Annotated in this window: 14 protein-coding genes; 7 read left to right on the plus strand and 7 right to left on the minus strand. The window is 70.8% G+C overall.

What is annotated here, in order from left to right:
* Nucleotides 1-17 precede the first annotated feature (17 nt).
* The 7 genes from G6N75_RS11595 to G6N75_RS11625 all read right to left on the minus strand — a co-directional run bounded on the left by G6N75_RS11595 (nt 18) and on the right by G6N75_RS11625 (nt 7,328).
* Nucleotides 18-827 (minus strand): septal ring lytic transglycosylase RlpA family protein, encoded by an 810-nt coding sequence (locus G6N75_RS11595; protein ID WP_165348526.1) that lies wholly within the window; start codon nt 825-827, stop codon nt 18-20.
* Nucleotides 817-1,830 carry a lytic murein transglycosylase B gene (gene mltB / locus G6N75_RS11600; protein WP_206203093.1) on the minus strand — a complete coding sequence of 338 codons (1,014 nt, stop codon included), beginning with the start codon at nt 1,828-1,830 and terminating at the stop codon, nt 817-819. The genes G6N75_RS11595 and mltB overlap by 11 nt, the downstream gene beginning before the upstream one ends.
* On the minus strand, nt 1,827-2,960 hold the full coding sequence (gene rodA, locus G6N75_RS11605) for a rod shape-determining protein RodA (RefSeq protein ID WP_165348527.1): 1,134 nt from the start codon (nt 2,958-2,960) through the stop codon (nt 1,827-1,829). The genes mltB and rodA overlap by 4 nt, the downstream gene beginning before the upstream one ends.
* Nucleotide 2,961: 1 nt before the next feature.
* Complete coding sequence (gene mrdA / locus G6N75_RS11610; RefSeq protein ID WP_165348528.1) at nt 2,962-4,818, minus strand: penicillin-binding protein 2; 1,857 nt, start codon at nt 4,816-4,818, stop codon at nt 2,962-2,964.
* The gene (gene mreD / locus G6N75_RS11615) at nt 4,815-5,294 is read right to left on the minus strand and encodes a rod shape-determining protein MreD (RefSeq protein ID WP_165348529.1); all 480 of its coding nucleotides are present in this window, start codon (nt 5,292-5,294) and stop codon (nt 4,815-4,817) included. Before mreD ends, mrdA begins: the two co-directional genes overlap by 4 nt.
* Nucleotides 5,291-6,223 (minus strand): rod shape-determining protein MreC, encoded by a 933-nt coding sequence (mreC, locus tag G6N75_RS11620; RefSeq protein ID WP_165348530.1) that lies wholly within the window; start codon nt 6,221-6,223, stop codon nt 5,291-5,293. The genes mreD and mreC overlap by 4 nt, the downstream gene beginning before the upstream one ends.
* A gap of 61 nt (nt 6,224-6,284) precedes the next feature.
* On the minus strand, nt 6,285-7,328 hold the full coding sequence (locus G6N75_RS11625) for a rod shape-determining protein (RefSeq protein WP_165348531.1): 1,044 nt from the start codon (nt 7,326-7,328) through the stop codon (nt 6,285-6,287).
* 168 nt (nt 7,329-7,496) lie between these two features.
* On the opposite strand from G6N75_RS11625, the gene gatC reads away from it, so the two are divergent.
* From gatC to metH, 7 genes are all read left to right on the plus strand, one after another.
* Entirely contained in the window at nt 7,497-7,784 is a 288-nt protein-coding gene (gene gatC / locus G6N75_RS11630; RefSeq protein WP_165348532.1) for an Asp-tRNA(Asn)/Glu-tRNA(Gln) amidotransferase subunit GatC, read from the plus strand.
* A 15-nt stretch (nt 7,785-7,799) separates the two neighbouring features.
* Nucleotides 7,800-9,257: an Asp-tRNA(Asn)/Glu-tRNA(Gln) amidotransferase subunit GatA gene (gatA, locus tag G6N75_RS11635; RefSeq protein WP_165348533.1), complete on the plus strand. Its 1,458-nt coding sequence runs from the start codon at nt 7,800-7,802 to the stop codon at nt 9,255-9,257.
* Nucleotides 9,258-9,268: 11 nt separating this feature from the next.
* On the plus strand, nt 9,269-10,702 hold the full coding sequence (gene gatB / locus G6N75_RS11640; RefSeq protein WP_165348534.1) for an Asp-tRNA(Asn)/Glu-tRNA(Gln) amidotransferase subunit GatB: 1,434 nt from the start codon (nt 9,269-9,271) through the stop codon (nt 10,700-10,702).
* Entirely contained in the window at nt 10,702-11,589 is an 888-nt protein-coding gene (gene hslO / locus G6N75_RS11645) for an Hsp33 family molecular chaperone HslO (RefSeq protein WP_165348535.1), read from the plus strand. The genes gatB and hslO overlap by 1 nt, the downstream gene beginning before the upstream one ends.
* Nucleotides 11,590-11,707: 118 nt before the next feature.
* Nucleotides 11,708-12,646, plus strand: coding sequence for a metalloregulator ArsR/SmtB family transcription factor (locus G6N75_RS11650; protein WP_165348536.1), 939 nt, complete (start codon nt 11,708-11,710; stop codon nt 12,644-12,646).
* A gap of 29 nt (nt 12,647-12,675) precedes the next feature.
* Nucleotides 12,676-13,545, plus strand: coding sequence for a methylenetetrahydrofolate reductase (gene metF / locus G6N75_RS11655; protein WP_165348537.1), 870 nt, complete (start codon nt 12,676-12,678; stop codon nt 13,543-13,545).
* The gene (metH, locus tag G6N75_RS11660; RefSeq protein ID WP_165348538.1) at nt 13,538-17,251 is read left to right on the plus strand and encodes a methionine synthase; all 3,714 of its coding nucleotides are present in this window, start codon (nt 13,538-13,540) and stop codon (nt 17,249-17,251) included. The genes metF and metH overlap by 8 nt, the downstream gene beginning before the upstream one ends.
* Nucleotides 17,252-17,256 lie beyond the last annotated feature (5 nt).

Raw genomic sequence — 17,256 nt, forward strand, 5'->3', positions numbered from 1 at the left:
CCGTCAGGCGCCGGGGGTCAGTCGGCGGCGAGATGGGCGTCGTCGAAGCCGAGCGCGCGCACCCGGGCCAGCATGCCCTCGATTTCGTCGACGCTGGCCAGCGGGCCGATGCGCACGCGATAGATGGTCTGCAGGCGCCGCCGCTCCTGCCGGGTCACGACCTCGCCGATCCCGTGCTCGGCCAGCCGGGCCTCGAGGCGCGCCGCGTTGTCGGCGTCGCTGAAGGCCCCGACCTGCAGCCAGACCGGGCCGGCCACGGCCGTCGCGGTGGCGGCCGGCTTCCCGGCCGGCGCGGTCGCCGCCGTGGTCCCCGGCCCGACGATTTCAACGTCGACCAGCGCCGTGCCTTCCTCCTGCATCCCGAGCCGCACGGCGGCGGCGTAGGACAGGTCGATGATCCGCTCGCCGATGAAGGGCCCGCGGTCGTTGACCCGCACGATGACGCTGCGCCCGTTGCCGAGGTGGGTGACCCGCACGTAGCTCGGCAGCGGCAGGGTCTTGTGGGCCGCGGTCATGGCGTACATGTCGTAGGGCTCGCCGCTCGAGGTGAGGCGGCCGTGGAACTTGGTGCCGTACCAGCTGGCGACGCCCCGCTCGCGGTAGCCGGCGGCGTCGTTCATCACGTAGTAGCGCCGCCCCATGACTTCGTAGACCGGCGGGTTGCCGCGCCTGCTGCGGGGCTCCGCCTGCGGCACGGCGTCGGGGATATTGCTCACGTCGCGGGGGCGCGCCGGCGCCGAGTCCTGGTCGCCGGGCGGCGTGGCGCAGCCCGCGAAGAGGAGTAACGGCGCCAGGGCGAGCAGCCACCGGCGCCGCTCAGGCCCCATCCGCGCCCTCCGCGGCGGCGCGCACGGCCTGCCCGAGCTCGTACACTGCGAGGGCGTACATCACGCTGCGGTTGTAACGCGTGATGACGTAGAAATTGTGGAAGCCGGCCCAGTAGGCCGGGCCGGATTCCTGCTCCAGGGCGAACAGTCCGGCGGGCGCGGCGGGATCGGCCGGCGCCGGGCCGGCCAGGCCGAGGCCTGCCTGCCAGAGTTCGCCGACGGTGGTCTTCGGCGCCAGGCCCCGGTCGGCGAGGGCGGCGGGGTCGCTGCCGCCCGTCACCACGGGCGCGACCACCGGCTCCCCGGGACGCCAGCCGTGGACGCGCAGGTAATTGGCGACGCTGGCCAGGATGTCTTCCTTGCTCTCCCACAGGTCGATCCGGCCGTCCGCATCGCCGTCCACGGCATAGGCGCGGTAGCTGGAGGGGATGAACTGGGGCAGCCCCATGGCCCCGGCATAGGAGCCGACGGGGCCGTCGGTGGCAAAGCCCTGCTCCCCGGCCAGCACCAGGAACTCTTCCAGCTCGCGGCTGAAGAAGGCGCTGCGCGGCGGGTATTCGAAGGCCAGCGTGGCCAGCGCATCGAGCACCCGGTGGCGGCCGATGATGCGGCCGTAGTAGGTCTCGACCCCGATGATCCCCAGCATCAGCTCCGCCGGCACCCCGGACTCGGCCGCGATGCGGTCGATCCGCTCGCGGTGTTCTTGCCAGAAGGCGGCGCCGGCGGCGATGCGCTCCTCCGTCAGGAAGATGCGGCGGTACTCGTACCAGGGCTTGACGCGCTCGGCCGGGCGGCTGATGGCGTCGATGATGGACTGCTGGACGCGAGCCTCGAGCAGCACGGCCCGGACGTCCTCGGCGGCCAGCCCGTGGCGTTCCTGCACGCCGGCGATGAAAGCGCGCACGTCCTCGCGGTCCGGGTCGAGCGGGCGGCCGGCGTCGTTGGCCAAGACGGGCGCCGCCGTCAGGCCGATGCAGCAAAGCAGGGGCAGTAAGCGGTTCACCTGGCGAGCAAGTTCCGATGGCCGTGAATGGACATGAGCATACCGAAACCCGCCATGAGGGTCACCATCGAGGTGCCGCCGTAGCTGACCAGCGGCAGCGGCACGCCGACCACCGGCAGCAGGCCCGTGACCATGCCGGTGTTGACGAAGACGTAGACGAAGAAAGTCAGGCTGATGCTGCCCGCCAGCAGCCGGCTGAAGGTGTCCTGGGCCTGCAGGGCGATGAACAGGCCGCGACCCACCACTACCAGGTAGCCGACCAGCAGCAGGCCAAGGCCGAGCAGCCCGAACTCTTCGCCGAGCACCGCGAAAATGAAGTCGGTGGAGCGCTCCGGCAGGAACTCCAGCTGCGCCTGGCTGCCGTTGCCCCAGCCCTTGCCGAACAGCCCGCCCGAGCCGATGGCGATCTTCGACTGGATGATGTGGTAGCCGGAGCCCAGCGGATCCGATTCCGGCTGCAGGAAAGTCAGCACGCGGCGGCGCTGGTAGTCGTGCATGAAGTGCCAGAGCACCGGTGCCAGCACCGCGGCGACCGCGCCGAGCAGCAGGATCATGCGGACCCGCAGGCCGCCGAGCAGCACCACCAGGATTCCGGCGCTGGCGACCAGCAGGGCGGTGCCCAGGTCGGGCTGGCGGGCGATCAGGACGGCGGGCACCGCCACCACTACCACCACCAGCGCCAGTTCGCCCAGCCGCGGCGGCAGGGGCCGGTCGTGCAGGTACCAGGCGGCCATCATCGGGACCGCGAGCTTCATCAGCTCCGAGGGCTGGAACCGCACCACGCCGAGGTCGAGCCAGCGCTGCGCCCCCTTGCCGACGTCGCCGACCAGCAGCACGGCGACCAGCAGGGCCAGGCCGAGCGCGAACAGCCACGGCGACCAGAGGCGCAGCATTTTCGGCGGCACCTGGGCCACCACCAGCATCACGCCGAAGGCGACGCCGAGGCGCACCAGCTGGCGTACGAGCAGCCCCGGCTCCTGGCCACCGGCGCTCCATAGCACCACCAGGCCGAAGGCGGCGATGGCCGCCAGCCCCAGCAGCAGCGGGGCGTCGAGCTTCAGGGCGGCCAGCAGGCGGGCCCCGAGGCCCAGGCTGTGGCGTTCGCCGAACACCGATGAGGACACGGCCATGTCAGTCTGCCTCGCGCGCCAGCCAGTTATCGATCAGTGCCCGCGCCACCGGCGCGGCCGCGGCGCTGCCGCTGGCGCCGTTCTCCACCAGCACCGCGATCGCAATGCGGGGATTCTCCGCCGGTGCGAAGGCGATGAACAGGGCATGGGGACGATGCCGCTCGTCGGTGGTTTCCTCGTCGTACTCCTCGCCCTGGGCGATCCCGACCACCTGGGCCGTGCCGGTCTTGCCGGCGATGGTCCACGGCGAGTCGAGGCCGATGGCGCGGGCCGTGCCACGTTCGCCATGCACCACGGCGACCATGGAATCGATCGCTTCCTCGACCTGGGCGGGATCCAGCGCCAGGGCCGGCAGCGGCCGGGACGCCGCTGGTTCGAGCTGGCCGGTGACGGGGTTCTCTACCCCGGCCAGCAGTGTCGGCACGAAACCGCGCCCCCGGTTGGCCAGGATCGCCGTCGCGTGCGCCAGCTGCAGGGGCGTGGCCAGCATGTAGCCCTGGCCGATGCCGGTGATCACGGTTTCGCCCGGGAACCAGACCTGGTCCTGCGGCCGGCGGAACGCGGTGCGTTTCCAGTCGCGCGAGGGCAACAGCCCGTCGAGCTCGCCCGGGATGTCGATGCCGGTGGGGGCGCCGAGGCCGAACAGGGCGAGAAAGTCGTGCATCCGGTCGATGCCCAGCGTCACGGCGAGGCGGTAGAAGTAGACGTCGCAGGACTGGGCCACGGACTGCTCCAGGTCGACCGTGCCATGGCCCTCGCGCTTCCAGTCCCGATAGCGGTGCGAATGGTTCGGCAGGCTGAACCAGCCCGGACAGTACACGGTGTCCTGCGGCACGGTCACGCCGTAGTGCAGGCCGGCCAGTCCGAGCATCGGCTTGATGGTCGAGCCTGGCGGGTACTGGCCGCGCAGGGCACGGTTGAACAGCGGCTGGTCCCGGTCCTCCTGCAGCTCGCGGTAGCGCGCGCTGGAGAGGCCCATGCTGAACAGGTTGGGGTCGAAAGCGGGCATGCTCGCCAGCGCCAGCACCTGGCCGTTGCGCGGGTCCAGCGCCACCACCGACCCCCGCCGCTCACCGAGCTGTGCTTCCGCCAGGGCCTGCAGTTCCAGGTCCAGCGTGAGATAGACGTTGCGGCCCGGCACCGCATCGTTGCGCTCCAGTTCCTGCAGCGTCCGGCCCTGGGCATTCACCAGCAGCTGGCGGAAGCCCGTGGTGCCGTGGAGCAGGTCCTCCCACGCGCGCTCGGCGCCGATCTTCCCGGTCTGCGCGGTGCCGGCATAGTTGGCCCCTTCGAGGCGCTGCAGGTCGGCCTCGCTCACGGCCCCCACATAGCCGATGGCATGGGCCGCCGCCGGCCCCAGCGGGTACTGGCGCGCCAGGCGGGCCTGGATGTCCACCCCCGGAAAGCGGGGGCGGTGCACGGCGAAGCGGCCGGCTTCCTCGTCGCTCAGGCGGGCGCGCAGCACAGTCGGCTCGAAGCGCCGCTGGCTCCGGATCTGGCCCTGGATCCGGGGCAGGTCCTCGGCCCGCACCAGGCCGAGCGCCTGCAGGTCGGCCAGCGTTTGCTCCAGGTCCTTGACCTGCTCGGGAATCAGCTCGAGCTGGTACACGGGGCGGTTCTCCGCCAGCGCGCGCCCGGCGCGGTCGAACAGCAGGCCGCGCACCGGCGGCACCGGCTCGAGCCGCACGCGGTTGCCCTGCGACAGCCGGCTGAAGTGCTCGAAATGGACTACCTGCAGGTCGACCAGCCGGTACATCAGCAGCCCGGCCAGCAGGGTCACCACGATCGCCGCCGCGACGACCCGGCCGAGGAACATGCGCTGCTCGCGCCAGTGGTCCTTCAGCCGGTGGATGCTCATGTCTGCATGCGCAGCCGGACGCGGAGATGGTCGAGCAGCGCCGCCAGGACCGGCCAGGCCAGGGCCGCCGCGGCCACTGGCGCCAGGCGGCGCCAGTCCAGCGTCGCTGCGCTGGTCACGCCGTCGACCCAGAAGACGAGGAACTGGTGCACGAAGACCATCCCGACCACGGCCATGGTCTGCTGCCAGGGCGGGAAGACGCGCAACCGCAGGTGGAAATACAGCGCGATCCAGATGGTGACGGTCATGGCGAGGGCGTGCTGGCCAAGCACGCTGCCCTTGAGCACGTCCAGCACCAGGCCCACCGCCCAGGCCATCGCCAGCCCGTAACGCCGCGGATAGGACAGGGCCCAGTAGACCGCCACCAGCGCCACCCAGGGCGGCCGCCAGGCGGAGAGTTCGGGCGGCAGCGGCGCCACCTCCAGTGACAGGGCTGCCAGCAGCGAGACCAGCATCGGCCAGTGGCGGGCGCTCACGGGTCCCCTCCCGCGGGTTCATCGGCGGCCTTGCCGCCGCCTGCAGGTGGCTCCGCGGGGGTCGCCGCCGGCAGCATCTCGGCTTCGCCGCCCTCCCACAGCAACAGGACCTGGCGGCTGCGGTTCAGCGCCGCGGTCGGCTCGGCTTCCACCTGTGCGAAGGGCTCGCCCGGCCGGCGGTCCACCCGGCTGATGCGAGCGACGGGGTAGCCGTGCGGAAAGGCGTCGCCGAGGCCGGAGGAGACCAACAGGTCGCCGATCCGCACGTCGGCGCTGTTGGGCAGGAAGGGCAGGTCCATCCGGCTCACGTCGCCGACGCCGATGGCCACCGTCCGCAGCCCGCTGCGGACCACTTCCACCGGGGTCGCGTGGCTGGGGTCGCTGATGAGGATCGCCTCGGCCCCGAGCGGATCGACCCGGATGACCTGGCCGACGATGCCGTCGGCGTCCACCAGGGCCTGGCCCTCGAAGACGCCGGCGTGCGAGCCGCGGTTCAGCGCGATGCGGTGACGGTAGGGGTCCAGGTCGACCGCCAGGATCTCGGCCACCTGGACGCGGTCCGCCAGCTTGGCGGGCGAGTCCATCAAGGCCCGCAGGCGCGCGTTCTCGGCCTCCAGCACCGCCATCTGCTGCAGGTGGACCTGCTGGCGCAGGCTTTCGGCGCGCAGGGCCTCGTTCGCGGCCACCAGGCGGGCGCGCTCCGCCAGCGACTCGCGGCCCCACAGGAACACCGCCGAGGGCATGTCCACCAGCACGCGGATCGGGTAGACGGCGACCGCCAGGCCGCCGCGGACGGCGTCCATGTGGCCCTCGCGATGGTCAAGAAACATCAGGGCAGCCGATAGCACGGCCAGCAGCACCGCGCGGGTGCCGAGCGAGGGTCCGCGGTCGAACAGCGGCTTGTTGTCGGACGGGTTCAGGGGGCTCACGGCAGGCTCTGGGCTAACCGCGGCCTATTGTGGACTGGAGCGTGGGCCTCTGGCCAGCGCCTCACTCGATGCCGAACAGGCCGGGGCCGTGCTGGTCCAGCAACTCCAGCACCTTCCCGCCGCCGAGCGCCACGCAGGTCAGCGGGTCGTCGGCGATCACCACCGGCAGGCCGGTCTCCTCCATCAGCAGCTTGTCCAGGTCGCGCAGCAACGCGCCGCCGCCGGTGAGCACGATGCCGCGGTCGGCGACGTCGGCGCCCAGTTCCGGCGGGGTCTGCTCCAGCGCCGCCTTGACCGCGCCGACGATGCCCTGCAACGGCTCCTGCAGGGCCTCGAGGATCTCGTTGGAATTCAGGGTGAAGCTGCGGGGCACGCCCTCGGAGAGGTTGCGGCCGCGCACCGAGATCTCGCGCACTTCCTGGCCCGGGTAGGCCGCGCCGATCTCGTGCTTGATGCGCTCGGCGGTCGCCTCGCCGATGAGGATGCCGTAGTTGCGCCGCACGTAGCTCATGATGGCCTCGTCGAAGCGGTCGCCGCCGATGCGCACCGAGGCGGCGTAGACGATGCCGTTGAGGGAGATCACCGCGACTTCGGAGGTGCCGCCGCCGATGTCCAGCACCATGGAACCGCGCGCCTCCTGGACCGGCATGCCGGCGCCGATCGCCGCCGCCATCGGTTCCTCGACCAGGTACACCTTGCGGGCCCCCGCGCCTTCGGCCGATTCGCGGATCGCGCGCCGCTCGACCTGGGTGGAGCCGTAGGGCACGCACACCAGCACCCGCGGGCTGGGCCGGAAATACCGGCTGCCGTGGGCCTTCTTGATGAAATGCTGGAGCATTTTCTCAGTCACCGTGAAGTCGGCGATGACGCCGTCCTTCAGGGGCCGGATAGCGGTGATGTTGCCGGGGGTGCGCCCCAGCATCATCTTGGCCTCGGCGCCAACGGCCTGTACGGTGCGGCCGCCCCGCGCCGTCTCTTCCCGGATCGCGACCACGGACGGCTCGTCCAGCACGATGCCCCGGCCGCGGACGTAGATCAGGGTATTGGCCGTGCCCAGGTCGATGGACAGGTCGTTGGAGAAGTAGCCGCGGAGGTTCTTGAACATAGGTTGACCGAGCAGGTACCAGGGACGCCTTGGGGGCGGGGCGCGGCGTCCCGTGGAGACGGGGCGCACAAGCATCTAAATCTAGCAACGGGGGCGACTTCGGGCAAGCGCAACGGTATCATTCTGCCTCCAGTTCCATGCACTTGGCGCGGTTTTCAGGAGGAACGAATGAAGTTGACCCGTGACGAGGTCGAGTCTATCGCGCACCTGGCCCGGCTGGGGATCTCCGGCGACGAGATTCCGCCGCTGGCTGACAACCTGTCCCGGATCATCGATTTCGTCCAGCAGCTGGAACGGGCCGACACCGAGGGTGTCACGCCGATGGCCCACCCGCTCAACATGACCCAGCCCCTGCGCGAGGACCGGGTCACCGAGCCCGACCAGCGCGACCTCTACCAGCAGAACGCCACTGCCGTGGAGGCCGGGCTGTACCTGGTCCCCCGGGTGATCGAGTAGCGGAGGAGCGCGAACATGCATGCCATGACCCTGGCGCAGATGGCGCGTGGCCTCGCGGCTGGAGAGTTCAGCAGCGCGGAGCTGGTGCGCCACCTGCTGGACCGTATCGGCCGGCTCGACGGCGAGCTCAACGCCTTCGTCACCGTGACCGGCGACGCTGCGCTGGAGGCTGCGCAGGCGGCCGACGCCGCCCGTGCCGCGGGCACGATCGGGCCGCTCGCGGGGCTGCCCATCGCCCACAAGGATATTTTCTGCACGGCCGGCGTGAAGACCAGCTGTGGCTCGCGCATGCTGGACAACTTCGTCTCGCCCTACGACGCCACCGTGGTCGAGCGACTGCGCGCCGCCGGCGTGGTCATGCTCGGCAAGACCAACATGGACGAGTTCGCCATGGGCTCGTCGAACGAGACGAGTTTCTATGGCCCGGTCCGCAACCCCTGGGATACCTCGCGGGTCCCCGGCGGCTCGTCGGGCGGCTCCGCCGCGGCGGTGGCGGCGCGGCTGGTGCCGGCCGCGACCGGCACGGACACCGGCGGCTCCATTCGCCAGCCGGCCGCGCTGACCGGAATCACCGGCATCAAGCCGACCTACGGGCGGGTGTCGCGCTACGGCATGATCGCTTTCGCCTCCAGCCTGGACCAGGCCGGGCTGCTGACCCAGACGGCCGAGGACGCGGCCTTGCTGCTCGGCGCCATGGCCGGCCACGACCCGCGTGATTCCACCTCGGTGGACGCGCCGGTGCCGGACTACACCGCCGGGCTCGACGCGCCCCTCGAGGGGCTGAAAATCGGCCTGGTCGAGCAGTTCATGGACGAGGGGCTGCAGCCCGAGAACGCGGCCGCGATCGAGGCGGCACTGAAGGTGCTCGAGGGCCTCGGCGCCACGGTGCGCCGGATCAGCCTGCCGAACATCGGGCTGTCCGTGCCGGCCTACTACGTGGTGGCGCCGGCGGAGTGCTCGTCGAACCTGTCCCGCTTCGACGGCGTGCGCTTCGGCTACCGCACCGCTGAGCCGCGCGACCTGGAGGACCTTTACAAGCGCAGCCGGGGCGAGGGCTTCGGCGCCGAGGTCAAGCGCCGGATCATGACCGGCACCTATGTGCTGTCGGCCGGCTACTACGACGCCTACTACCTCAAGGCGCAGCGCGTGCGGCAGCTGATCGCCGCCGATTTCCGGCGCGCCTTCGAGGAGGTCGACGTCATCGTCGGGCCGACCTCGCCGACCCCGGCCTTCGAGCTGGGCGCCAAGGTGGACGACCCCGTCACCATGTACCTGAACGACATCTACACCATCGGCGTGAACCTGGCCGGGCTGCCGGGGCTGTCCGCGCCCTGCGGCTTCGTCGACGGGCTGCCGGTCGGCCTGCAGCTCGTCGGGCGGGCTTTCGACGAGGGACGGATCCTCAATGTCGCCCACCGCTACCAGCAGGCCACCGACTGGCATGCGCAGGCGCCCGGCGGCGCCTTCGCCTGAGGAACGAGCACATGGAATGGGAAACCGTCATCGGCCTGGAGATCCACGCCCAGCTCGCGACCCGCAGCAAGATCTTCTCCGGCGCGGCCACCGCCTACGGCGCGGCGCCCAACAGCCAGGCCTGCCTGGTGGACCTCGGCTACCCGGGCGTCCTGCCGGTGCTCAACGCCGGGGTGGTGCGCATGGCCATCGCCTTCGGTCTCGCCACCGAGTCGACCGTGGCCGCGCGCTCGGTGTTCGCGCGCAAGAACTACTTCTACCCCGACCTGCCGAAGGGCTACCAGATCAGCCAGTACGAGCTGCCGGTGGTGCATGACGGCCGCATCGAGATCCGGCTCGACGACGGCAGCCGCAAGACCGTGGGCATCACCCGTGCCCACCTCGAGGAGGACGCCGGCAAGTCGTTGCACGAGGACTTCCACGGCCAGTCCGGCATCGACCTGAACCGCGCCGGCACGCCGCTGCTCGAGATCGTGTCCGAGCCGGACCTGCGTTCGGCGAAGGAAGCTGTGGCTTACATGAAGGCGATCCACCAGCTGGTGCGCTACCTCGGCATCTGCGACGGCAACATGCAGGAAGGCTCCTTCCGCTGCGACGCCAATATTTCGGTGCGTCCCGTCGGGCGCCACGAGTTCGGCACCCGCGCGGAGATCAAGAACCTCAACTCCTTCCGCTTCGTGGAGCGCGCCATCCTGTTCGAGGTCGAGCGGCAGATCGACATCCTCGAGTCGGGCGGCAAGGTGGTGCAGGAGACGCGCCTGTACGACCCGGACAAGGACGAGACGCGGCCGATGCGCAGCAAGGAAGAGGCTAACGACTATCGTTACTTCCCCGACCCTGACCTGCTGCCGCTGGAAATCGGCCCCGAGCAGGTCGAAGCGGTGCGCGCCGCGCTGCCGGAGCTGCCGTGGCAGAAGCGCGATCGTTTCATGGCCGAGTACGGACTGTCGGACTACGACGCCGGCGTGCTGAGCTCGGCGCGGGCGGTGGCCGATTATTTCGAGACCGTCGCGGCGGGTGTGGCGGACAAGAAGCTGGCCGCCAACTGGGTGATGGGCGAGCTGGCGGGCGCCCTCAACAAGGCCGGCCTGGACATCGCCGCCAGCCCCGTGGACGCGCACGGGCTGCTGGGCCTCCTGCACCGGATCGAGGACCAGACCATCTCGGGCAAGATCGCCAAGGAAGTGTTCGAGGCAATGTGGGCCGGCGAGGGCGATGCCGACGCCGTGATCGAGGCGCGCGGCCTGAAGCAGATCACCGACACGGGCGCCCTCGAGGACGTGATCCGCGAGGTCATCGCCGGCAACCCGAACCAGCTCGAGCAGTACCGTGCGGGCAAGGACAAGCTGTTCGGCTTCTTCGTCGGGCAGGTGATGAAGGCGACCGGCGGCAAGGCCAATCCTGCGCTGGTGAACGAGCTGCTGAAGAAGTTGCTGGCCGGTTGATGAGCGGCGCAGACGCGCTGCGGCGCTTCATGTTCGAGGACTTCCCGGTCCGCGGGCAGCTGGTGCGGCTGGAGCGGAGCTGGCAGGAGATGCTGGCGCGCCAGGACTACCCGCCGGCGGTGCGCAGCCTGTTGGGCGAGGCCATGGCCGCCTGCGTGCTGCTGGCTTCGACCCTCAAGTTCGACGGCCAGATGACCCTGCAGATCCAGGGCGAAGGCGAGCTCAGCCTGCTGGTGGTCCAGTGCGGCAGCGACCTGACGGTGCGCGGCCTGGCGAAATGGCGCGGCGACGACCCGCAGGGCACGCTGGCGGAACTCACCGGCCACGGCCGGCTGGCCATCACCATCGAGCGCAGCAAGGGCCGGGAGCGCTACCAGGGCATCGTGCTGGCCGACACCGACACGCTGGCTGGCTGCCTCGAGGGTTATTTCGCCCGGTCAGAGCAGCTGCCGACGAGGCTGTGGCTGGCTGCCGACGGCGCCGGGGCTGCGGGGATGTTGTTGCAGCAGCTGCCGGCCGGCGCGACTGAGGCGCAACCCGACGAGGACGGCTGGCGCCGCGCGGGCCTGCTGGCCGCAACGCTGACGCCGGAGGAGCTGCTGGGTCTCGAGCCGCGGGAGCTGCTGCGCCGGCTGTTCCACGAGGAAGACCTGCGCCTGGCCGAGGAACGCGCGGTCAATTTCCATTGCAGCTGCAACCGCGAGCGCGTGGAGTCGGCGCTGCGCCTGCTGGGCCGGAGCGAGCTCGACGACCTGCTGGCGGTCGAGGAGCGGATCGAGGTGCGCTGCGAGTTCTGCAACGCGGCCTACGAGCTCGACCGGGTGGACGTGGAGCGGCTGCTGGTGGAAGAAGGCGCCCGGCCGCCGGAGTCGGACCGGCTGCACTAGGCCGGCGCGGACTGCCGCGCGACGAAGCGCCCGCTGAAATGCGCTGCGACCGGCGCGCCAGGGCCCGCGATCACGACGTCTTGAAGCCCATATAACAATATGTTTATATGCGCACGGCATGATCTCGACCACCCAGACATCTATCCAGCCCGTGCTCGAGGCCTTCAAGGCCGTCGCCGACCCGAGCCGGCTGCGCCTGCTCGCCCTCTGCGCGCGCGGCGAGCTGACCGTGACCGAGCTTACCGAAGTGGTCGGCCAGAGCCAGCCCCGCGTCTCGCGCAACCTCAAGCTGTTGTGCGCGGCCGGGCTGCTGGACCGCTTCCGGGAGCAGAACTGGGTCTACTACCGGATTCCGCTGGGCGGCCGCGGCGCCGAGCTGGCGCGCGGGCTGCTGCGCCTGGTGCGCGCCGACGACCCGGTCCTGCGGCTGGACCGGGAGCGGCTGGAACGGGTGCTGGCCCGCCGCGCCGCCCAGCTGCGCGGCCAGGCGCTCGACCCGGGCGTGCCCACGCCCGCCGGCGTGGATGCGCGCATCATCGACCTGATGGCGGGCGAGGCGCTGGGCGAGCTGCTCGACATCGGCACCGGCACCGGCCGCATGCTGCGGCTCCTGGGCGTCGACGCCAGCTCCGCCGTCGGCATCGACATCTCGCGGGAAATGCTGGTGCTCGCCCGGGCCAACCTGCACGCCGCCGGCCTGGATCACCTGTCGGTGCGGCAGGGGAACATGTACCAGCTGCGATTTGCCGACGGCAGTTTCGACACCGTCACCATCGACCAAGTGCTCCACCAGGCCGAGCAGCCGGCCGAGGTGCTGCGCGAGGCCGCGCGCGTACTGCGCCCGGGCGGCCGGCTGCTGCTGGTGGAATACCTGAGCGCCGCCGACCCGGCCGGGCGCTCCCCGCCGGGCGCCGCCGCCATCAGCCTCGACCAGCTCGCGCACTGGTGCGCCGAGGCCGGGCTGCGCCGCGAGGCGCTCGACCAGTTGCCGGCGCGGCCCTGGCCGGTGGTGGTCTCGGTGGCCCGCCGTCCCCATGCCGACCGCGCCGCCGCCTGATACCGCCTGATACAGGGATACCGAACTGCATGACCCGACCGATCCGTTTCTCCTTCGAGTTCTTCCCGCCGCGGGACGCCGCGATGGAGGCGCGCCTGTGGCAGACCGTGGCCAAGCTGGCGCCGCTGAACCCGTCCTTCGTCTCCGTGACCTATGGCGCCGACGGCTCGACCCGTGAGCGTACCCACGACATTGTCACCCGCATTCACGCCGAGACCGGGCTGGTGAGCGCGCCGCACCTTACCTGCGTCGGCGCCACCCGCGAGGAAGTGCTGGAGATCGCGCAACGCTACTGGGACGCCGGCATCCGCCAGATCGTCGCCTTGCGCGGCGATCCGCCGCAAGGCAGCACCCGCTACGTGCCGCATCCGGGCGGCTTCGCCTATGCCGCGGACCTGGTGGCCGGGCTGCGCCGCATCGGCGATTTCGAGATCTCGGTGGCGGCCTATCCCGAGGTGCATCCGGAGGCTGCCAGCGCCGCGGCCGACCTGGAGAACCTGAAGCGCAAGGTGGACGCGGGCGCGGCCCGCGCCATCACCCAGTTCTTCTTCGACCCCGCGGCGTTCCTGCGTTTTCGCGACGCGGCGGCCGCGGCGGGGATCGACGTGCCGATCGTGCCTGGCATCCTGCCCATCACCCGCTTTCCGCAGATCACGAAGTTCGCGGCGGCCTGCGGGGCCGGCATCCCGGACTGGCTCAGCGAGCGCTTCGCCGGGCTCGAGGACGATGCCGAGACCCGGGCGCTGATCTCGGCCAGCGTCGCGATCGACATGGTGGAAACGCTGCGTCGCCACGGCGTCAGCGACTTCCACTTCTACACGCTCAACCGGGCCGAGCTGGTCTATGCCATTTGCCATTGCCTGCTGCACGGGCCGGCGCCGCAGGTGGCCTATGCCTGAAGATCGCCCCATCCACCGCCAGCCCGACCGGAGTGCGGCGCTGGCGGAGCTGCTGCGCCGGCGCATCCTGCTGCTGGACGGTGCCACCGGCACCCTGATGCAGGCCCGCAAGCTGGTCGAGGCGGACTTCCGCGGCGAGCGCTTCGCCGACCACCCGGCCGACCTGAAGGGCAATTTCGACCTCCTCTGCATCGTGCGGCCCGACATCGTGGCCGACGTCCATCACGCCTACCTCGAGGCCGGCGCGGACATCATCGAGACCAACACCTTCAGCGCCACCTCGATCGCGCAGGCCGATTACGGGCTGGAGTCGGCAGTCGCGGAAATGAACTACGCCGCCGCGCGGATCGCGCGCGCATGCGCGGACGCAGCGGCGGCCGACGGGCGCCCGCGCTTCGTCGCCGGCGTGCTCGGCCCGACCAACCGCACGGCCTCGATCTCCCCCGACGTCACCGACCCGGGCAAGCGCAACGTGCGCTTCGACCAGCTGGTAGCCGCCTATCGTGAGGCCGCGCTGGCGCTGGCGGACGGCGGCTCCGACCTGATCATGGTCGAGACCGTGTTCGACACGCTCAATGCGCGCGCGGCGTTGTACGCGCTCGATGCCCTGTTCGAGGAGGAGGGTTTCCGCCTGCCCGTAATGGTGTCCGGCACCATCACGGACGCTTCGGGCCGCACGCTGTCCGGCCAGACCGTCGAAGGTTTCTGGAATTCCATCCGGCATGCCCGGCCGCTGGTGGTGGGCTTCAACTGCGCCCTCGGCGCCGAGCAGCTCCGGCCGCACATCGCGGAGCTGGCCGGGCTGGCCGACACCTTCGTCAGCGTCCATCCCAACGCCGGCCTGCCGAACGCCTTCGGCGGCTACGACCAGGACGCCGCCACCATGGCCGCGCTGATCGAGGAGTTCGCGGACAGCGGCCTCGTCAACCTGGTCGGCGGCTGCTGCGGCACCGCTCCGGAGCACATCGCCGCGCTCGCGCGGGCCGTCCGCGGCAAGGCCCCGCGGGTCGTGCCGCAGCGCCCGCCCGCCTGCCGGCTGAGCGGCCTCGAGGCGCTGAACATCGACGGCGACTCGCTGTTCGTCAACATCGGCGAGCGGACCAACGTCACCGGCTCGGCCCGCTTCCGCAAGCTGATCGAGGCGGACGACTACCCGGGCGCGCTCGAAGTCGCGCGGCAGCAGGTGGAAAACGGCGCCCAGGTCATCGACATCAACATGGACGAGGGCATGCTGGACTCCGAGGCCGCCATGCAGACCTTCCTCGACCTGCTGGCCGGCGAGCCCGACATCGTCCGCGTGCCGGTGATGATCGACTCCTCGAAGTGGTCCGTGCTGGAGACCGGCCTGAAGTGCCTCCAGGGCAAGCCGGTAGTCAACTCCATCAGCCTCAAGGAGGGCGAAGAGGAGTTCCTGCGCCAGGCGCGGGAGATCCGCCGGCACGGGGCGGCCGTGATCGTGATGGCCTTCGACGAGCACGGCCAGGCCGAAACCTGCGAGCGCCGGCTGGAGATCTGCCGCCGCTCCTGGCGCCTGCTCACCGAGACCATCGGCTTCCCCGGCGAGGACATCATCTTCGACCCCAACATCTTCGCCGTCGCCACCGGCATCGAAGCGCACGACCGCTACGCCCTGGATTTCATCGAGGCTACGGCCGCGATCCGGCAGGAACTCGGCGCGCTGGTCAGCGGCGGCGTGTCGAACGTGTCCTTCGCTTTCCGCGGCAACGACCGCGTGCGCGAGGCCATGCATTCCGTGTTCCTGTACCACGCGATCCGCGCCGGCATGACCATGGGCATCGTCAATGCCGGCCAGCTGGCGATCTACGAGGACATCCCCGCGCGGCTGCGCGAGGCGGTGGAGGACGTGATCCTGGCGCGGCGGCCGGACGCCACCGAGCGGCTGCTCACCCTGGCCGAGGAGTTCCGCGGCGGGCCCGGGGCGAAGCGCGAGACCGAGGACCGCGCCTGGCGCGAACTGCCGCTCGTCCAGCGCCTCGAACATGCCCTGGTCAAGGGTATCGACGAGTTCATCGTCGCGGACACCGAGGCGGCGCGGGTCGAGCTGGGCCGCCCGCTGGACGTGATCGAGGGCCCGCTGATGGCCGGCATGAACGTGGTCGGCGACCTGTTCGGCGAGGGCAAGATGTTCCTGCCGCAGGTGGTGAAGTCGGCGCGAGTGATGAAGAAGGCGGTGGCGCACCTCGTGCCGTTCCTGGAGCAGGAGAAGGAAGCCGACCGCCAGCCGCGCGCCCGCATCGTCATGGCGACGGTGAAGGGCGACGTGCACGACATCGGCAAGAACATCGTCGGCGTGGTGCTCCAGTGCAACGGCTTCGAGGTGGTGGACCTCGGCGTGATGGTGCCCTGCGACCGCATCCTCGAGACGGCGCGCAAGGAAGAGGCAGACATCATCGGCCTGTCCGGCCTGATCACGCCCTCGCTGGACGAAATGATCCACGTGGCGGCCGAGATGCAGCGTCTCGGGATGGCGCAGCCGCTGCTGATCGGCGGCGCCACGACCTCGCCGGCGCACACCTCTGTGAAGATCGACCCGGCCTACGAGGGCACGGTGGTCTACGTCAAGGACGCCTCCCGCGCCGTCGGCGTGGTGCAGAAGCTGATCAGCGCGGAGCAGGGCGCCGGCTACCGCGAGAAAATCGAGCAGGAGCACGAGCAGCGCCGCGCGCAGCATCGGCGCCCGCGCAGCAAGGGGCCGCAGCTGAGCCTGGCGGAGGCGCGCGCCAACCGCTTCGACGGCGGCTGGCAGGATTACCAGCCGCCGGCGCCGCGGCAGCCCGGCATCCAGGTGCTGGACGATTTCCCGCTGGAGGAGCTTGTCGGCTACATCGACTGGATGCCCTTCTTCAACGCCTGGGAGTTCTCGGGCCGCTTCCCGGCCATCCTGGACGACCCCGAGCGTGGGGAGGTCGCCCGTGCGCTGTTTGCCGACGCCCAGGAAATGCTGGACCAGCTCGTGCGCGAGCGCTGGCTGACCGCCCGCGGCATGGTGGGGCTGTTCCCCGCGCAGAGTGACGGCGAAGACATCCGGGTCTACGCCGGGGAGGAGCGCGAGGGGGTGCTGCTCACCCTGCACCAGCTGCGCGAACAGAAGCGCAAGGCGGCCGGCCAGCCCAACCTCTGCCTGGCGGACTTCGTGGCGCCGGCCGGCAGCGGCCGGCGGGACTGGGTCGGGGCCTTCGCCGTCACGGCGGGCGAGGGCATCGAGGCCCACGTGGCGCGCTTCGAGGCCGAGCATGACGATTACCGGGCCATCCTGCTCAAGGCCCTGGCGGACCGGCTGGCCGAAGCTTTCGCCGAATGCCTGCACCAACGCGTGCGCCGGGAACTCTGGGGCTATGCCCCGGAGGAGCAGCTCGGCAACCAGGCCCTGATTGCCGAGGACTACCGCGGCATCCGCCCTGCGCCCGGTTACCCGGCCTGTCCCGACCACACCGAGAAGGGCGCGCTGTGGGCGCTCCTGGGCGTCGAGGAGCGCATCGGCATGCGCCTGACCGAGCACTACGCGATGATGCCCGCGGCCTCGGTGAGCGGGTGGTACTTTGCCCACCCCGGGGCGCGCTATTTCCAGGTCGGCCGCATCGATCGCGACCAGGTCGAGGACTACGCGGCGCGCAAGGGCTGGAGCTTGGCAGAGGCGGAGCGCTGGCTGGCGCCGATACTGGGTTACACGCGTTCCGCCGCATGATTTAA

Origin of the sequence: Thioalkalivibrio sp. XN8 (genome assembly GCF_011058255.1) — a bacterium.
In the GTDB taxonomy this organism is placed as follows: Bacteria; Pseudomonadota; Gammaproteobacteria; order Steroidobacterales; family XN24; genus XN24.

What these genes read in the sequence shown, in the direction of transcription:
- G6N75_RS11595 (WP_165348526.1), bottom strand. Translation starts at nt 827, where the DNA reads ATGGGGCCTGAGCGGCGCCGGTGGCTGCTCGCCCTGGCGCCGTTACTC.
- rodA (WP_165348527.1), bottom strand. Translation starts at nt 2,960, where the DNA reads ATGGCCGTGTCCTCATCGGTGTTCGGCGAACGCCACAGCCTGGGCCTC.
- mrdA (WP_165348528.1), bottom strand. Translation starts at nt 4,818, where the DNA reads ATGAGCATCCACCGGCTGAAGGACCACTGGCGCGAGCAGCGCATGTTC.
- G6N75_RS11625 (WP_165348531.1), bottom strand. Translation starts at nt 7,328, where the DNA reads ATGTTCAAGAACCTCCGCGGCTACTTCTCCAACGACCTGTCCATCGAC.
- gatC (WP_165348532.1), top strand. Translation starts at nt 7,497, where the DNA reads ATGAAGTTGACCCGTGACGAGGTCGAGTCTATCGCGCACCTGGCCCGG.
- gatA (WP_165348533.1), top strand. Translation starts at nt 7,800, where the DNA reads ATGCATGCCATGACCCTGGCGCAGATGGCGCGTGGCCTCGCGGCTGGA.
- gatB (WP_165348534.1), top strand. Translation starts at nt 9,269, where the DNA reads ATGGAATGGGAAACCGTCATCGGCCTGGAGATCCACGCCCAGCTCGCG.
- hslO (WP_165348535.1), top strand. Translation starts at nt 10,702, where the DNA reads ATGAGCGGCGCAGACGCGCTGCGGCGCTTCATGTTCGAGGACTTCCCG.
- G6N75_RS11650 (WP_165348536.1), top strand. Translation starts at nt 11,708, where the DNA reads ATGATCTCGACCACCCAGACATCTATCCAGCCCGTGCTCGAGGCCTTC.
- metF (WP_165348537.1), top strand. Translation starts at nt 12,676, where the DNA reads ATGACCCGACCGATCCGTTTCTCCTTCGAGTTCTTCCCGCCGCGGGAC.
- metH (WP_165348538.1), top strand. Translation starts at nt 13,538, where the DNA reads ATGCCTGAAGATCGCCCCATCCACCGCCAGCCCGACCGGAGTGCGGCG.